Raw genomic sequence first — 16,239 nt, forward strand, 5'->3', positions numbered from 1 at the left:
ACAGTGGCCCGGGCCCCCGGCCCTCCGTGCTCAGGAGGGCCAGCGGTACTCGACGCACTCGGGCCGCGTCGGCGTCTGCGGGACCGTGTCGGTCTTGCCGTTCGGCAGCGTGACGAACACCAACGGGCAGGTCACTGTCGGCGCGCTGGGGTTGATCCCGCTGTCGGTGCCGAGCAACGTGCCGTTCACGTCGTACGCCCGGACCACGAAGTCGTTGCGGCCCGGATCGTCGGAGTCGTACGGTCCCCAGTTGGTGCGCCCGACGGTCGGGGCGAACCAGAACCCGTCCTGGAGCACGGCTTCCAGCGGCGGCTGACCCTTCGGCTGGACCGTGATCCGGTCGACCGACTTGGTGTAGACACCGGCGTTCCGGGCGATCCGCATGAACGGGCTGCCGGACAGCCGGGCTCCGGGGCCGAACCGGATGCTCGGCTCGCTGATCACGCCGCCCTTGGTGCGGCTGCACAGCCAGTACGTCGGAGTGCTCCGCTCCGGCAGCGGCGGCACCCCCTTCGGCCTCGGGAACTTCTCGACGCCGTACCCGATCAGCCAGGTGCTGACCGCCTTCGGGTCCTGCACGCCGCTGAACTCGAACGCTCGCTGCACCTTGAAATCGGTGAACGGGTGCGGCAGCGACTTGCTGGTGATCCGGTCCGCCTCGGTCAGGCACTGCGTGCGCAGGGTCGCGGTCTCGGCGGCCGTCAGTGCTCTGGTCGCGTTCGGCCGGGCGGCGGGCGGCTCGGTGTGCGGTTTCGACATCCGCACCGCGACCACCAGGCCCGCGACCACGACGAGTACGGCGGCGGCCGCGACGAGCGGTGCCAGTGTGCGGCGCGGTGTGGTTTCGATGGCGGCCAGCAGTTCCGCGCGGAGGCGCTCATGCGTCTCGGGCGGCAGCGGGCGGTCGGGCCGGCGGGTGAGCAGTTCGTTCATGACAGCTTCTCCAGGGAATCCGACGGTACGACGACGCTGAGCTCGCGGAGGCGCTTGCGCGCCCGGGCGAGCCGGGACTTCACGGTGCCGAGCGGTACGTCGAGCGCGACGGCCGCGGACTGCGCGTCGAGGCCGCTCCAGAAGCAGAGCTCGACGATCTCCTGCTCGTGCCGCGGCAACTTCTCCAGCAGCGCCCGCAACCGGCGGGCTTCGCGTTCGTCGTCGATGCGCGCGACCACCCGGTCGGCGTGGTCGGGCTCGTCCGTGGCCGGCACCTGCTTGTGCACGTTCAGCCAGCGGAACCGTTGCCGCCGGCGCTCGTTCCGCACCACGTAGTCCGCCGTCCGCAGCAGCCAGGGCAGCGCCGAGTCGTGCACCAGTACGACGTCGCTCCGCCGCCGCCAGGCGTGCAGGAACACCAGCGAGGTCAGGTCCTCGGCGTCGCTCCAGGACCCGATCCGCCGGAACACGAAGTTGTAGACGACCTTCGCATGCCGATCGAACAGCACCCCGAAGCCGTCCGGCCCCCGCTCCCACAACTCCCCGTCGCCCACCGCCACCTCCAGATCGTCCCGCAGTCACCCCCTTCATGTCCCGACCCTCCGCCCGGGGTCCCGCCCGGGGCGGTGCGGTCGATCGGGGTCAGACGCCCTCGGTGCTGATCAGTACGACGGAGGTTGCTTGCAGTGCGGCTTTCTGGGCGCCTGCGAGGGCTGCCGCGCCACACGGGCCGGCCTGGATGTTGTGGGCGTGGAGGACGTGCATGGCGGCGCGGGCCTCGTCGTCGGTGACGGTGACGGCCATGTCGAGGTGGTCACGGATGGTGGGCCAGGCGATCGAGGAGACGGTGCCGCAGTTGAGGCCGGCCATGATGGTCGGGGTGGAAGTGTCGACTGAGACCGGCTTTCCGGCCTCGAGGGAGGCGCCGACGCAGGCGGCGGTGGTGGGCTCGACGGCGAGGACCCTGGCACGGCCGCGGTAGTGCTCCAGCGCGGACTGGAGGAGCGAGCCGACGCCCGTCGGGACGACGACCAGGTCGGGAACGCCCTTCCCCGCCCGCGTGCAGCGGGGAAGTTGCTCGTCGATCTCCGCGAAGAGCGTGTCGTAGCCGGCGACGATCCACCGCGGCACGTCCTCGTACCCGGGCCACGCCGTGTCCTGGATCAGCACGTCGCCGGTGGTGACGCTGCCGGCGGCGAGCTGGACTGCTTCGTCGTACGGGCGTCCGGTGTCGATGACGGTCGCGCCCTCGGCGCTGATCACCTGTCGGGTGGACTCCGGGAGCCCGCCGGGGAGGTAGATCCGGGACGTCAGCCCGAGAACCCGCGCGAGGTAGGCGAGCGCCCGGCCGTGGTTCCCGTCCGTTGCCGTCACCAAGGTCACCGGCCGGACCTTCGCCGCGAGCTCGGCGAACGTGCGCGCCGGTCCGAGTGCCTGGTTCACCGCCCACGACGCGCCGAGCACCTTGAACGCCGGCAGTCCGAACCGGTTCGACTCGTCCTTCACCCGGAACCCGCCGAACTCGATCAACGGCGTCGGCGCGTAACCGGGCATACTGCGGTGGAACTCGAGGGGGTTCACGAGGGGACCGGCCGTACGACAGTGTCGTCCTGGATCTTCGGATCGAAGGGGATCATCGTCGTCCGCACGGCGCTCAGAGCTCGGTCCACTCGGGGAGCGTGAGGACCGCGGACATCCGCTGGAGCTCGTCGCGGTGCAGTGCGCTCAGGCGGGCGAGGGCGTGCTCGCCCTCCGAGGTCAGGCGTACCTGGACGGCGCGGGCGTCCGCGGGATGCGGATCCCGGCGTACCAGCTGCTGCGCCTGCGCGCGGTCGACCAGCTCGACGACGCTGTGGTGGCGTAGCTGCAGCCGGTCCGCGAGCTCACGCAGCGTCGCCCACTCGCGGCCGGGATAACCCTTCAGCGCCAGCATCAGCTGGTACTGCTGCGGGGTCAGGCCGTGTTCGCGGACGGTCTGCTCGCTGAACCGCAGGTACCGCCGGATGCCGAAGCGGAACCGGGCCAGCGCCTCGAAGTCCGCCTTCGTGAGTGCCTCCGTGGTCATGGCTCCAGAGTATCGTGTTACGATACAAATCCGCGCGAAGCGAGCGTGGAGGACGAGTGATGGCGATGGTCTGTCGGGTCGGCTGGGTCGTGTTCTGCGGTGTCGCCGGGGTGGCCGGCCTGCTCGGAGCCGCGGACTGGCCGGTGTCCGTGCTGGTGTTGCTGTTCGCGGTGGCCGGAGCCACCGGCGGGATGATCGCGCTGGTCGTGCTGAACCCCGACGAGACCACCCGGCGGCCGCGCGAGGTGTGGACGACAGTCGCCAAGTGCACCGTGCTGTCCGGCGCCGGGACGATCGTGATCGCCGGCCTGGGCTCGCTGGCCGGCACGTGGACGGCCGTCTTGGTCGGGCTGTTCGTGATCGGTGGTTCGCCGTACGTCGTGCCGCACTGGATCGGCTGGTTCCGCGAACCGCCAGCCCCTCGCCCGGCCCCTCGGCCGGCCCGCAAGCCGAAGAAGCAGGCGAAGGCGAAACACCAGCCCGCGGCGCGGCCTGTCGAGGATCTGACCGATCTGACCGACTTGAGCGACGAGGCGTTGTGCCTCGCCTGGCGGGCGAGCTTCCCCGGTCTGCAGCGGGCCGCCTCGCCCGTCGACCAGTTGCGCGTCGTCGAGGAGCGCCGGGCGTACCTCGACGAGCTCGCCCGCCGGCACCCGGACGGCGTCGCGGCCTGGCTCGCCTCGAACCCGCGCGCTGCCGGCGACCCGACCAGGTTCGTCCGCGGCGACGTCGCGCTCGGTCAGCACACCATCGACTGGAACAGCCTGATCCAGGGCACCGACAACTGAGCTCGCTCCGGCATCCGAAACCCCGCTCCGGAATCCGAACCGTGTGCTGGCGTTTCGGCTGCGGACGTGCGTCACTGCGTCGCAGGGTGTGCCAGAATTCGTCGCAGAGCAGCTGACCCCGGACCCGTGTCGTGGCTCGTGACGGACACGGACCGGGAGGGGATGCGATGGCGGCCGGGGAGCTGATACGGGACTACCGGACGCGGCTGACCGAGCTGCTCGGCGAGCCGCTGATGGTCGACGATCCGTTGATCACGACCGCGCAGGCCGCGGTCCTGCTGGGCGTTTCGCCGCAGCGTGTCGCCGGACTCGTCCGCGCCGGCCACCTGCCGGCCCGGTCCCGGGCGCACCGCCGGCTGTTGCTGTCCGACGTGGTCCAGTCAGGTCTCGACCAGTGGATGTCGGTCGCGGAGGCCGGTCAGGTCCTCGGCCTCGGCCAGACCGGCGTACGGCGGCTGATCTCCGCCGGGTTGCTGACGGCGCACGGCAAGGAGTTGCCGCTGCGCCGCGACGACGTGGAGGTGCTGGCCAAGCTGCGCGACGGCTGGCTGACGCTGTCGACGGCCGCGACCGCGCTCGGTGTCGAGCTCGACGAGGTCCAGCGGATGCTGCGGAACCGGCATCTCACCCACACGTGCGACGTGGCCCGCCCGGTGTACCGGCACGAGGTCGCGTCGGTCCTCGCTCAGCGGCGCAGCGTCTCGCCCGGCGAACACCCGTACGCCGCCCGGTAATGCCGGGTGAACCAACCGGTTGACGTGAAGCCCCAGCGGAGCGCGATCGCCGCGACCGTGGCGTCGGGGCCGGCCTCCTGCAGTTCACGGTGCGCGCGTTCGAGCCGGACCTGGCGCAGGTACTCGCGAGGTGTGCACTCCAGGTGGCGGCGGAACCCGTACTGCAGCGCTCTTGCACTCGTCCCCGCCGCGGTCGCGATGTCCTCGACGGTGACCGGCTGATCCGCGTTCGCGTCGACGTACGCGACCGCCCGGCGCAGGGTCGCCGTACCGACGGCTCCCGGTGACGGCACGCGGGACAGTTGCATGGTCGCGTTCGGGAAGACCGCGAGCATCGACGAGGCGACGTACTCGAGCAACTGCCCGGCGATCAGCGGGTGCTCCGCGACCGACGGCGCCGCGGCCAGCGTCTTGCGGACGTAGCCGGACAGGACCTGCCAGTGGGTGTTCATCGCCCGCGACACCGGACGGCTCGCGACCGGCCAGAGATCCGGCGGTACGGCGCCGAAGTGCCGTGACGCGACCCGCTCCACGTCCGCCCGGCCCACCCGGACCACGACCAGTTCCAGCGGCTGGGGGTGGAACCGCATCACGTCCTTGACCGAGTACAGGAAGCTGTCGCCCGCGGTCAGCGTGTGCTCGCCGGTCCGGTCACCGAGGCGGAGCCGGCCCTTCACCAGCCAGATCGCGTTCAGGTCCCGCCATGGATCGGTGAGCGCGTCGAACCGCATCTCCATCCGGCATCGATCGGCGCCGACTCCGCCGTGGTCCGCGGTGCTGAGGGCCAGCGACCCGTTGTCCCGGGTTCGGCCGACCAGGCGTAGGCGGTTCGGGTAGATCTGGTTGAGCAGGTCGACCGTCGCCTCGAGGCCGGTACTGCGCACAGTCTCCCGCTGCACGCCACCCGGAGCTGGTGTCATGACGTAGTCATACACGAGCAAATACGAGACGTGACAGACTCACGAGGGTGGACGATGGGGTGCGGTCAGCGGTCCGGGGGCTCCCGCCCGCGTACTTCGCGCTGGTGATGGGCACCGGCATCGTCTCGGTGGGGATGAGCCTCGAGGGCTTCGTACTGCTCTCGCGGACCCTGCTGGTGATCTGCGCGGCGGCGTTCGTCGTACTGCTGGTGCTGAACGGCTGGCGGCTGGTCCGGTACCGGGACGCGCTGGCCGACGACTTCCTGGATCCGCGGCGGGCGTTCGGGTTCTTCACGTTCGTTGCCGGGATCAACGTTCTGGGCGTGCGGCTCGGGCTGGCCGGCGTGCCGACGGCGACGCTCGTACTGCTGCTGGTCGCCGGGCTGGCGTGGCTGGTGCTCGGGTACGTCGTGCCGTGGACGGCCGTGCTCGGACGGGCCGAGCGCCCGGTGCTGGTGACCGCGAACGGGACCTGGTTCGTCTGGGTGGTGGCCAGCCAGTCGGTGGCGGTGGCCGCCGCGACGGTGGAGCCGGTCGTCGGCGCCGGACGCCGCGAACTCGCCGTACTCGCCGTGGTCTCGTGGTCGGTCGGGGTGTTCCTGTACGGCGCGGCCGGGATCTTCGTCGCGCTCCGGCTGATGCTGTACGAGGTGAAGCCGGCCGACCTGACGGCGCCGTACTGGGTGTCGATGGGGGCGCTGTCGATCACCGTGCTGGCCGGCGCGCGGATCGTGGAGATGGCCGACGCGCCGATGGTCGCGGCGACCCGGCACCTGATCGCCGGGCTGGCGGTGGTGTTCTGGGGCTTCGCGACCTGGCTGATCCCGGCGCTGGTCGCGGCCGGCTGGTGGCGGCACGTGCGGCACCGGATCCCGCTGGTGTACGACGCGACGTTGTGGAGCATCGTCTTCCCGCTCGGGATGTACGCGGTCGCCGGTATCTACCTGGGCCGCGCCGACGACCTCCCGGTGGTGGGCGCGGTCGGGCGCTGGGAGCTGTGGGTCGCGTTCGCGGCCTGGCTCGCCGTGTTCGCGATGATGGTACGGCGGCTGGTGTCGACGCTCGTGCGGTCCGCGGGCAGGTGACGATCGGCGGACGGACCGACCGAGAGGTCCGGGTCGGCGGCGTGACGCCGCCGACCCTGCTGTGGGGCGTCCGCCGTCAGCTCACCGGACGTGCGCGGTCGAGCGTGGACGGGGTGAGCACCGGGTGTGCCCGCAGGTACGCGATGAAGCCCTCGTGGTCGCGGTCGTTGCGGACCGGATCGGTGAAGCCGGTGAACACCGTCGTACCGTCGCCGCCGATCAGCGTGTACGCGAGCGCGGCGACCCGGTAGTTCCGGTTCAGGTCGAGCGGCCGGCCGTCGATGAGCACCTTTGCGGGGTCGACCCGCTGTCCGATCGGCTTGCCGGTGTCGTAGCTGTAGCTGACGTTCTGTGACACCGCGAACGGCGCGAACTTCACGGTCCCGTTCGCCTGGGGCACCCACTGCGCCTCGAACGCGGCGTGCAACTGGGTCCCCGGCAGCGTCACGGTCAGGATCGGGTTGCCGTACCCGAACGCGTTCCACGCCTCGCCGAACAGCACGGTTCCGTCCGCGTCGGCCGCATTGGTGCCCTTGGCAAACAACAGGTCACCGGTGAGCGCGTTCGACCCCGACACCGGCTTGGTCGAGATCAGCGCGAGGTCGGCCTGGCCGTGCTGGTTCGCGTCCCAGTGCGCGAAGTCCGCGGCCAGGTTGCCCATCGTGCTCTCGCCGGACGCGTTGGCCGTCCGGGTGAAGTCGCCGGTGACCTTCGCGAGCGGGGTGGCGTACCGTTTCTGGCCCTTCGCGGTCCAGTAGTCGGCGATGTCCTGCAGCTCCTCGTCGACCGGTACGTCGCGGGTGTTCGCATGGTTCGTGGAGGTGGTGAGCTCGCGGATCACCTCGCCGGTGCGCGGGTCCAGCTTGAGGTTGATCTCGTTGATCAGCGAGCCGTGGTTGCCCGCCTCGACCACCGGGCGCGGCACGCCGTTCGGGTCCGGGACCATCATGTTGAACCGGCAGTGCCAGTGCCCGGTGACGATCGCGGCGATGTCCGGCGAGGCGTTCGCGGCCAGCTGGAAGACCGGCCCGGACGGGTTCGTGCCGGCGTTGTAGTCGTTGCCGGCGACACCGCCGTCGTGGATGTTGATCACGATCGCGTTGACGCCGCGCGCCTTCAGCTGGGCGGCCAGCTTGTTCGCCTGCGCCACGTCGGACAGCGCCTTCAGCCCCGGCTGGTACGACGTGGAACCGGTCGGCGTGTCCATCACCGTGAGGTGGATGAACGCGACGGGCAGCTTGCGCCCGTGCCCGGCGTCCACCCATTCGATGTTGTACGGCGGGACGATCGTCCGGCCGGTGTCGGCGTACACGATGTTGGCCGTGTAGAAGCGGAAGTTCGCGCCGCGGAACTTGTGCCCGGTCGAGTCGACGAAGTTGTCGTCGCGGCCGTTCACCGGGTACGGCACGCCGTGCTCCATGTGGTCGACGAGGAAGCTCACGGAGTGGTCGAGTTCGTGGTTGCCGACCGTGCTGAACTGCAGGCCCAGAGCGTTGAGCGCCTCGACGGTCGGCTCGTTGGCGTGCGCGTCGACCTCGAACGGCCAGCCGGAGAAGTTGTCGCCGGAGGAGAAGAAGATCGAGTTCTTCCGGCCCTCGCGGAGCTGCTTGAGGTGCGTCGCCAGGTACCCGACGCCGCCGACCGTCACCTGGACGCCACCGGCGCCGGTGATCACGCTGCCCTGGCTCGGCGTCGTGGGCTGCAGGTAGCCGTGCAGATCGGTGATGTTCAGCAGTTGTACGTCGACGTATTCGGGGGCGTCGTCGAGAGCGTGCGGAGTGGCGTAGGCGACGTCGCCGACCGCAGTGGCGGTGGCGAGGGCTCCGGTGGCGGTGAGGAACGTCCGGCGGCGGATCCGACTGTTCACAGCGAACCTACTTCCTGGCAGGGGATGCGCGTTCTTGCGCATTATTGCCTCTTTCCGACATTATTAAGCCGCGAGATCGGATGGCCGTCAACGCCCTGCTGAACAAAGGCGGAACTCAGATACTGCGGGCGGCCAACTGGGGGAGGGGGCCGCGGGTGGGAGTGAGGAGACGCTCGTCGAGCGCGTCCAGAGCAAGACTGGCGGCACCGAGTGCGACACAGAGCGCGCCGAGCGCCGAGGCTCGTACTTCGGGGACCCGGGGGCAGACGCGTTCGAGCTCGGCGGTGAGCGGTTCGAGCAGTACGTCGGCCGCCTGGGAGAACGCGCCGCCGAGGACGAGCACGCGCGGATCGACGATCGCGATCGCTGTCGCCGCCGCTACCGCCATCGCCTGCGCGTACTTCCGCACGGCGGCCCGCGCGGCCCGATCCCCGGCACGCGCGGCGGCAAACGCCCGCTCGGCCTTGTCGACGGTCGGTACGGCGTCCGGCACAACTGCGTGCAGGTACCCGAGCGCTGCCTCCCAGGCAACACCCTTCAACGCCGACATGTCAGCAGCCGCTCCGAACGCTCCGCGCCGTAACTTCCCGTCCAGGACCAGCGCAAGACCGGTCCGTCGCCCCGCGTGCAGAAACACCATGTCCGCAGGCCCGCCGGAGCTCGGAGGGACGTCGGGGGTGGCAGCGTGGGCCGCCGGCATGGCGTCGGTTGCTGGGACGCCCCGGCGTTGTTCGGCGAGGGCGGCCAGCTGGCTGTCGTTGTCGGCTACCACCAGGCGGGTGGCGAAGTGGGTGGTCAGGTTGGTGCCGGCCCAGTCGGGGATGGCGTTCGCCCGGACGACGGTGCCCGTCGGGTCGACGAGTCCCGTCGTACCGGCGCCGACCGCCCACACCTTCGAGACCGGCACTCGCGCCGCGGCCGCGCAGGCGGCGATCACCTCCTCCGCGGCGGTGAGTCGTACCGCCCGCGGTGCTTCCGGAGTGACGGTTCGCCGGGTGTTCGCGAGCGTCCGCCCGTCGAGGTCCGTGAGTACGCCGCGAACGGAGTGCGCGCCGATGTCGAGCCCGACGACGTACCCGGCTTCGGCCCGGAACCGGTAGCTCCGCGCCGGCCGTCCGCGACCGCGGATCGCCGGACTCTCCTCGACCAGCCACCGGCGCTCGACCAGGCTGGCCAGCACTTCTTCGACGGCCGTACGCCCGAGCCCGCTCTGCTCGACGATCTGCGCGACCCGCGCTTCCCCGGCGCTCCGCACGGCGGCGAGCACCGCCCGCTCGTTGAGCTGCCGCAACCGCGGCTGATCCGCCCCGTCCGACCCCATGATCGGCCCAGCATAAACGGCCCCGCCCGCACCTCGCGCCGCTCAGCGGTAGAGCAGCGTGGTGACGAGTGCGGCGGTGCAGGTCAGGAAGTACAGGGACCAGGGCGCGAGGCTCAGCGCGCGGGCGCGGAGGTGGGCGGCGAGTGCGCCGAGGAAGTACAGGACGAGGCCGGCCGCGGCGAGCAGGCCCAGCGTGGGTACGGCGATCCCGGCCAGCAGACCGGCCGCGCCCGCGCCGAGGAGGAGGCCGAACGGGACGATCCACTTGTGGTCGACGTGCACCAGATCGGCCTGGGCTTTCGGGTAGCTGTGGCCGATCAGGTTCGCGACTGCCGCGCTGCCGGTGAGCGCGGCGGCGAGCAAGGTGGTGGCCAGGTAGGCGACGTGCACGAGATCTCCATCCGTAGGGGTGCCTCACGGACGAGACAGCTACGCCGGATGTGACAGTCCGCCGAGTTTCTCCGGATTGCTGACCACATGGATCGTTCGTACGGCGCCGTCGACCTGGTGCAGCGTGATCGCGAGCACCGGACCGTCCGCCGACCGGATCGTGATGCCCGGCGCGCCGTTGAGCTCTTCGATCGCGTACTGCGAGCCGATCGGGCGACGGTTCGATCCGACCAGGAATGCCCGCGCCACGGACAGCGGCCCGACGACGGGTTTGCGCGGTGCGCCGGTGAGTCCGCCGCCGTCGCTGATCAACGTGACGTCCGGTGCGAGGACCGCCATCAGCGCTTCGACGTCGCCGTTCTCGCAGGCGGCGAGGAAGCGTTCGGTCACCTGTCGCTGGGTGCCGCGGTCGGTGTCGTACCGCTGTCGCCGGGCGGCGACCGCCTTCCGCGCCCTGTGTGCGAGCTGGCGGACGTCGGCGACCCGGCGGTCGAGGATGTCGGCGATCTCGGCGTAGCTGTAACCGAACGCCTCGTTGAGTACGAACACGGCCCGCTCGGTCGGCGACAACGCCTCGAGGACCAGTAGTACGGCGGTCGACACCGCGTCCGCCCGTACGACGTCGTCGGCCGCGTCGGGGGAGGTGATCATCGGCTCCGGCAACCACGGTCCGACGTACGACTCCCGCCGGACCGCCGCGCTCCGCAACCGGTCGATCGCCAGTCGGGTGACCACCCGGACGAGATATCCCTCGACGTCCTGCACCGAGTCGGCATCCACCTTGCTCCAACGCAACCAGGCGTCCTGGACGACGTCCTGCGCGTCGGCCACGCTGCCGAGCACCCGATACGCGACGGCGTACAGCAACCCCCGATGCTCGGCGAAACGGTCCATCACAGGTAGTTGCTGAGCTCGATCAGGTTCTGGTCCGGGTCGCGAACGTAGACGCTCAGGATCGGGCCGGTCGCGCCGGTCCGCTCGACCGGACCTTCCTCGATCTCGACGCGCTGTGCACGCAGCTCGGCCCGCACCTGATCGATCGGGTCGTCGACGACGAAGCAGAGGTCGGCGGTGCCGGGCGCGGGATGAGCTGCTTTGGGCTCGAACTCGTGACCGGCCTGGTGCAGGTTGATCTTGCTGGTGCCGAACGTGAGGGCGTGGCGGCCGCCCTTGAAGGTGACGGCCTGCGTTCCCAGCACCCGTTGGTAGAAGTCGACCGTCGCGTCCAGGTCCCGCACCGTCAGCACCAGATGATCCAGCCGGTTCACCTTCATGCGCGTCACCCTAAGCTTCAACAAACCGTTGACGACGCGTGGGGGCTGTGTCACTCTGTCGCTGTTCGGAATCTTCTTTCCGTAGAGCGGAAAAGCGTTGGAGGCAGCATGGCATCCACCACCCCTGCACCCGCCCGCCCCGAGGACGAACGCCTGCCTTTCGGGCAGTTGGTCGTCTACGGCACCCAGCACATCCTGACGATGTACGGCGGTCTGATCGCGCCGCCGCTGATCGTCGGGAGTGCGGCCGGGCTGTCCGCGCAGGACATCGGGTTGCTGGTCACGGCCGGCATCTTCGTCAGCGGCCTCGCGACGCTGCTGCAGTCGTTGGGACTCGGACCGTTCGGTGCCCGATTGCCCATCGTGCAAGGGATCTCGTTCGCGAGCGTGTCGACGATGGTGTCGATCGCCTCGCACGGCGGCGTCCGGCCGGTGTTCGGCGCGATCCTCGTCGCCGGGGTGATCGGCGTGGTCGCGTCGTCGTTCTTCGCCCAGTTGGTGAAGCTGTTCCCGCCGGTGGTCACCGGGTCGATCATCACGGTGATCGGGGTGTCGCTGCTGCCGGTCGCGTTCGACTGGGCGCTCGGCGGGGTCGGCGCGAAGAGCTACGGGAACCCGGGCAACATCGCGCTCGCCGGTCTGACGTTGCTGGTGATTCTCGTGATCAGCCGGGTCTTCCAGGGGTTCGTGTCCCGGTTGTCGATCCTGATCGGGATGATCGTCGGCACCCTGGTCGCCGTCCCGTGGGGCAAGGCCGACTTCTCCGCCGTACCGCACGGCAAGATCGTCTCGTTCCCGCCGATCTTCGGGCTCGGTACGCCGGTGTTCGACACCGGCGCGATCGTCGCGATGACGATCGTGGTCTTCGTGATCATGACGGAGACGATGGCGGACATCATCGCGATCGGCCAGATCGTCGAGACCCCGGTCGACCACCGGCGGGTGGCGAACGGGCTGCGCGCGGACATGCTGTCCAGTACGGTCGCCCCGGTCTTCGGGGCGTTCCCGGCGAGCGCCTTCGCACAGAACGTCGGCCTGGTCGCGATCACCGGCATCAAGTCCCGGTTCACGGTCGCGGTCGGCGGCGGCGTCCTCGTCCTGCTCGGCCTGGTCCCGATCTTCGGCCGGGTCGTCGCCGCGATCCCCGCACCCGTGCTCGGCGGCGCCGGCATCGTCCTCTTCGGCTCGGTCGCCGCGAGTGGCATCCGTACGCTGTCCCGCGTCGAGTACAAGGACAACCTGAACCTGGTGGTCGTCGCGGTCGCCGTCGCGATGGGTCTCGTCCCCATCGCCCGCCCGCACTTCTGGGACAAGTTCCCTGCCGGCGTGGGCGTGGTCCTCGACTCCGGCATCAGCGCCGCGGCCGTGACCGCCGTACTCCTGAACCTGTTCTTCAACCGCTGGCAAGCCCTGTCGAAAGAAAAGCCCTCCGTCTTCGCCGCCGCCCCCGACGAACGCGGCACCACCCTCCCCTCGGAGTCCTGACCTTCCCCACGGTGTTACTGCGTGTCACCATCAGGATCTGTGGTCGGGGGGACCACCTTTCCTGTGGGGGGATCGATGGAGGCAGAGGATTCGCGGGTCGACCTGTGGGCGCGTGCGCCCGGGCATGCGGTGATCCACGCGTTGCTGTCACGGCCGGGGATGCTGCGGAACCGCGGTGCGGTAGCGCGGCTGGTGGGGTGCTCGCCGGTGACGGACGCCGGCAAGAGTTGGTACTCGGGCGCGCTCGGTGAGCTCGAGGTGGGGCGGATGCTGCGGAGACTCGGTCCGCGGTGGACGGTGCTGCATGCGCTTCCGATCGGCGGAGGGGACACCGACATCGATCACCTGATCGTCGGCCAAGCCGGCGTGTTCACGGTCAACACCAAGCACCATCCCGGGCAGCGGGTCTGGGTCGCGGGGCATGGTTTCCTGGTGGGTGGGCAGCGGCAGGGCTACATCCGCAAGAGCCAGACCGAGGCGCAACGGGTTGCGCGGCTGCTCGGGAACGCTGTTGGCTGGCCGGTGCCCGTCCAGGCCGTCGTCGCTGTGCTCGGGTCGGCGTCGTTCACCGTGAAGGCCCCGCCGATCGGCGTACACGTGATAAAGGCGGGCGCGCTGGTGCGCTGGCTGAAGCGCCGCCCGCCGGTACTCACCGGGCAGCAACTCGAGGCGGTGCTGGGAGTCGTCGGTACGGCGACCACCTGGCGCGCGCACCCGGACGACGACGCCGACCTGAACCGGCACCCACAGTTCGACCGCCTCCACCGCGAGTACGGCCGGGCCCGTCGCAGGCGGTTGCTCCTAGCAACAATCCCCGTGGTCGGTGTCCTGCTCGCGGGCTGGGCCTACCTTCCGGGGGTCTTCGGAAGATAGTTGGCGTTATGTGGCGGATTTGTTCCGGAAAGGGTGGGGTCAGAGGGTGGTGAGGCCTTTGGCGGCGGTGGTGAGGCCGCCGGCGAGGGCGAGGAGGAGGACCAGGCGGCGGGCGGTGGGGTTGGGGATGTGTGGGGCGAGGAAGGAGCCGAGGGTGGCGCCGGTGAGTAGGGCGAGGGCTGACACGAGCCACTCGGATGCCCGCAGCGGTGGGATGCCTCGGGTGAAGAGCGAGAAGACGTTGACGATCGCGCCGTAGAACAAGGCGTTGGGGACGAATTCCCGGATGGTCCAGTTGGCGTTGACGGCGTACAGCGAGACCGGGGGACCGCCGAGGCCGGCGGCAGTGTTCATGAAGCCGCCGGTGGCGCCGGCTGTGAGGGCGCCGGCCAGCCCTTTCAGAGCAGGGACTCTCAGGCCGATCAGGAGTACGACGGCCGCGGCGGTGACCAGTGCGCCCATGACCAGCAGGAGGACCGGGGCCGGAAGCGCGCGGGCGAACCACGCGCCGAGGGGCGCAGTACAGGCGGCCGCGACGATCAGCGGAACCATCGCGCCCAACCGCACGTAACGCCAGCCGCGCAGTAGACCGAGTACGCAGACGACGCCGGCGGCGCAGTTCGCGAAGGTGACGCCGTGCGCCGGGCCGAGCACGATCACCAGCGCCGGGACCGACACGAGTGCGAAACCCATGCCGGTCAGCCATTGTACGAAGGCGCCGAGCAGGACGACGCCCCCGAGAACCAGCAGCTCCACTACAGGTCGGTGTAGCCGAGCCACGGGCCGGCAGCGAAGGCGGCCGTCGGCTCCAGGGTCTCGAGTTCGAGTACGACGAGCTCGTTGGGGCCGTCGACCAGCAGCGGACCTGGGACGTAGAGCGTCTGCTGGGGACCGCGGCGCCAGTACCGGCCGAGGTTGAAGCCGTTGATCCAGGCGTAACCCTTGCCCCAGGCATCGATTCGGAGGAACAGGTCGGTGCGGGTGTCCAGCTCGAACGTCGCCCGCCACGCGGTGGGGCCGGGGGCCACGGCCGACGGGGTCGCCTGCCACAGCTGCGGGACCCGGTCCAGCTCGACGCCGCACACCGACCAGTCGTGCAGCTCGACGTCGCCGAGCAGGACGGGACCGATCAACCCCTTGGCCTCGCCGATCCGCGGCCCGTAGTTGACCCGCCCTTGGTCCTCGACGACCAACTCCAGCCGGCCGCGGGTATGCGGGAGCATCAGCGAGCGCTCGTGCCGTTCGCGTTCCAGGATCCCGACCGGCGCGCCGTCGAGGAACACCTGCACCCGGTCGCGGATCTCGCCGAAGGTCAGCAACGCCGGACCGCCCAGCCGAAGCTCGGTCCGGAAGATCGCCAGCCGTGCGTCGAGCTCGTCCAGAGAAGGCACCTGGTCGTGCTCGGACCACGTGCCGCCGGGACAGGCGAGCAGTCCGACCGGATCCGCCAATGCAACGTTGAACTCAGGGGCAGGCGAAGCCGCGGACGGCACCGACGAGGGCACCGGCGCATACCGCGAGATCACGTCCCGGAAAGCGAAGTACTTCTCCGTGGGATGCCCGGCCTCGTCCAGCGGTGCGTCGTAGTCGTACGACGTGACCGTCGGCCGGTACACGCCCTTGTCGTTAGCCCCGCTCGTCAGCCCGAAGTTGGTCCCGCCGTGGACCATGTAGATGTTCACCGAAGCGCCCGCGGCGAGCAGCGCGTCGAGCGCGGCCGCCGCGTCGGCCGCCGAGGTCGTGTGATGCCGTCCGCCCCAGTAGTCGAACCACCCGTCCCAGAACTCCATGCACATCAACGGCCCGGTCGGCTGGTGCTTGCGCAGCGTCTCCAGCCGTTCCGCGACCCGGGATCCGAACGATCCGGTCCGCAGTACGCCGTCCAGCCCGCCAGCGCTGAGCATCTCGTCCGTCGGCTGGTCGACGGTGACGAGCGGCACGGTCGTCCCCGCACCCCGGATCACCTCGGTCAGCGCCTTCAAGTAGGTCTGGTCGTCACCGAAGGCGCCGTACTCGTTCTCGACCTGGACGAGCAGCACCGGGCCGCCCCGGTCGATCTGCAGCGGCCGGACGATCGCCAGCACATCCTGCAAATAGCGTGTCACCGCCGCCATGTACTGCGGTTCGAACCGCCGTACGCCGAGACCCTCCGTGCGCAGCAGCCAGGGAGGCAGCCCGCCGTTGTCCAGCTCGGCGCAGATGTACGGGCCGGGGCGGACGATCGCGTACATCCCGGCCTCGGCCACTTCGCGCAGGAAGCGGCCGAGGTCGAGGATCCCGGCGGTGTCGAACTCACCGGGCCGCGGGCTGTGCAGGTTCCACGGGACGTAGGTCTCGATCGTGTTGAGCCCCATCTGCCTGGCCTTCGCGATCCGGTCGGCCCAGCAGTCCGGATGCACCCGGAAGTAGTGCAGTGCACCGGAGATGATCTGGAACGGGCGGCCATCCAGGAGGAAGTCGGATGCGCCGATCGTGAAGTCAGGCACGGGATCTCGTTTCAGGTC

At 70.1% G+C, this 16,239-nt stretch carries 17 protein-coding genes; 5 read left to right on the top strand and 12 right to left on the bottom strand.

The features are described from left to right. Nucleotides 1-30: 30 nt before the first annotated feature. From AB0M51_RS37120 to AB0M51_RS37135, 4 genes are all read right to left on the bottom strand, one after another. Nucleotides 31-933: a hypothetical protein gene (locus AB0M51_RS37120; RefSeq protein WP_344190926.1), complete on the bottom strand. Its 903-nt coding sequence runs from the start codon at nt 931-933 to the stop codon at nt 31-33. Then, nucleotides 930-1,493 carry a sigma-70 family RNA polymerase sigma factor gene (locus tag AB0M51_RS37125; protein ID WP_344190924.1) on the bottom strand — a complete coding sequence of 188 codons (564 nt, stop codon included), beginning with the start codon at nt 1,491-1,493 and terminating at the stop codon, nt 930-932. Before AB0M51_RS37125 ends, AB0M51_RS37120 begins: the two co-directional genes overlap by 4 nt. Before the next feature lie 82 nt (nt 1,494-1,575). After that, on the bottom strand, nt 1,576-2,514 hold the full coding sequence (locus AB0M51_RS37130) for a pyridoxal-phosphate dependent enzyme (RefSeq protein WP_363752972.1): 939 nt from the start codon (nt 2,512-2,514) through the stop codon (nt 1,576-1,578). A 73-nt stretch (nt 2,515-2,587) separates the two neighbouring features. Then, entirely contained in the window at nt 2,588-2,998 is a 411-nt protein-coding gene (locus AB0M51_RS37135) for a MarR family transcriptional regulator (RefSeq protein ID WP_344190920.1), read from the bottom strand. Between the two features lie 59 nt (nt 2,999-3,057). Here AB0M51_RS37135 and AB0M51_RS37140 point away from each other — a divergent pair, with 59 nt between their 5' ends. Together AB0M51_RS37140 and AB0M51_RS37145 are read left to right on the top strand one after the other, a co-directional pair. Continuing rightward, nucleotides 3,058-3,786 (top strand): hypothetical protein, encoded by a 729-nt coding sequence (locus AB0M51_RS37140; protein WP_363752976.1) that lies wholly within the window; start codon nt 3,058-3,060, stop codon nt 3,784-3,786. Between the two features lie 167 nt (nt 3,787-3,953). Next, on the top strand, nt 3,954-4,520 hold the full coding sequence (locus AB0M51_RS37145) for a helix-turn-helix domain-containing protein (RefSeq protein WP_344190916.1): 567 nt from the start codon (nt 3,954-3,956) through the stop codon (nt 4,518-4,520). On the opposite strand, the gene AB0M51_RS37150 is transcribed toward AB0M51_RS37145, so the two are convergent. Beyond that, nucleotides 4,472-5,440, bottom strand: coding sequence for an AraC family transcriptional regulator (locus AB0M51_RS37150; RefSeq protein ID WP_344190914.1), 969 nt, complete (start codon nt 5,438-5,440; stop codon nt 4,472-4,474). The two genes, AB0M51_RS37145 and AB0M51_RS37150, sit on opposite strands and share 49 nt — an antisense overlap. A 47-nt stretch (nt 5,441-5,487) precedes the next feature. Here AB0M51_RS37150 and AB0M51_RS37155 point away from each other — a divergent pair, with 47 nt between their 5' ends. Next, nucleotides 5,488-6,525: a tellurite resistance/C4-dicarboxylate transporter family protein gene (locus tag AB0M51_RS37155; RefSeq protein ID WP_344190912.1), complete on the top strand. Its 1,038-nt coding sequence runs from the start codon at nt 5,488-5,490 to the stop codon at nt 6,523-6,525. Between the two features lie 76 nt (nt 6,526-6,601). Here the strand turns inward: AB0M51_RS37155 and AB0M51_RS37160 are convergent, their stop codons facing one another. From AB0M51_RS37160 to AB0M51_RS37180, 5 genes are all read right to left on the bottom strand, one after another. Beyond that, the gene (locus AB0M51_RS37160; protein WP_344190910.1) at nt 6,602-8,392 is read right to left on the bottom strand and encodes a 5'-nucleotidase C-terminal domain-containing protein; all 1,791 of its coding nucleotides are present in this window, start codon (nt 8,390-8,392) and stop codon (nt 6,602-6,604) included. Nucleotides 8,393-8,507: 115 nt separating this feature from the next. Further along, nucleotides 8,508-9,713 carry an ROK family protein gene (locus tag AB0M51_RS37165; protein WP_344190908.1) on the bottom strand — a complete coding sequence of 402 codons (1,206 nt, stop codon included), beginning with the start codon at nt 9,711-9,713 and terminating at the stop codon, nt 8,508-8,510. Nucleotides 9,714-9,755: 42 nt separating this feature from the next. Beyond that, nucleotides 9,756-10,103 carry a DoxX family protein gene (locus tag AB0M51_RS37170; RefSeq protein WP_344190906.1) on the bottom strand — a complete coding sequence of 116 codons (348 nt, stop codon included), beginning with the start codon at nt 10,101-10,103 and terminating at the stop codon, nt 9,756-9,758. Between the two features lie 39 nt (nt 10,104-10,142). After that, a complete protein-coding gene (locus AB0M51_RS37175) occupies nt 10,143-10,997 on the bottom strand; it encodes an RNA polymerase sigma-70 factor (RefSeq protein ID WP_344190904.1) in 855 nt (284 codons plus the stop codon). Then, nucleotides 10,997-11,377 (bottom strand): VOC family protein, encoded by a 381-nt coding sequence (locus AB0M51_RS37180; protein WP_363752983.1) that lies wholly within the window; start codon nt 11,375-11,377, stop codon nt 10,997-10,999. The genes AB0M51_RS37175 and AB0M51_RS37180 overlap by 1 nt, the downstream gene beginning before the upstream one ends. A 108-nt stretch (nt 11,378-11,485) precedes the next feature. Here AB0M51_RS37180 and AB0M51_RS37185 point away from each other — a divergent pair, with 108 nt between their 5' ends. Next, a complete protein-coding gene (locus AB0M51_RS37185; RefSeq protein WP_344190900.1) occupies nt 11,486-12,862 on the top strand; it encodes a nucleobase:cation symporter-2 family protein in 1,377 nt (458 codons plus the stop codon). Nucleotides 12,863-12,937: 75 nt separating this feature from the next. After that, the gene (locus AB0M51_RS37190; RefSeq protein WP_344190898.1) at nt 12,938-13,735 is read left to right on the top strand and encodes a nuclease-related domain-containing protein; all 798 of its coding nucleotides are present in this window, start codon (nt 12,938-12,940) and stop codon (nt 13,733-13,735) included. A gap of 39 nt (nt 13,736-13,774) precedes the next feature. Here AB0M51_RS37190 and AB0M51_RS37195 read toward each other — a convergent pair whose 3' ends face one another. Continuing rightward, nucleotides 13,775-14,491: a sulfite exporter TauE/SafE family protein gene (locus AB0M51_RS37195; protein ID WP_344190896.1), complete on the bottom strand. Its 717-nt coding sequence runs from the start codon at nt 14,489-14,491 to the stop codon at nt 13,775-13,777. After that, a complete protein-coding gene (locus AB0M51_RS37200) occupies nt 14,491-16,221 on the bottom strand; it encodes a beta-galactosidase (RefSeq protein ID WP_363752988.1) in 1,731 nt (576 codons plus the stop codon). The genes AB0M51_RS37195 and AB0M51_RS37200 overlap by 1 nt, the downstream gene beginning before the upstream one ends. Nucleotides 16,222-16,239: the final 18 nt, after the last annotated feature.

The sequence above is a fragment of the Kribbella sp. NPDC051137 genome, assembly GCF_040682535.1.
GTDB lineage: Bacteria > Actinomycetota > Actinomycetes > Propionibacteriales > Kribbellaceae > Kribbella > Kribbella karoonensis.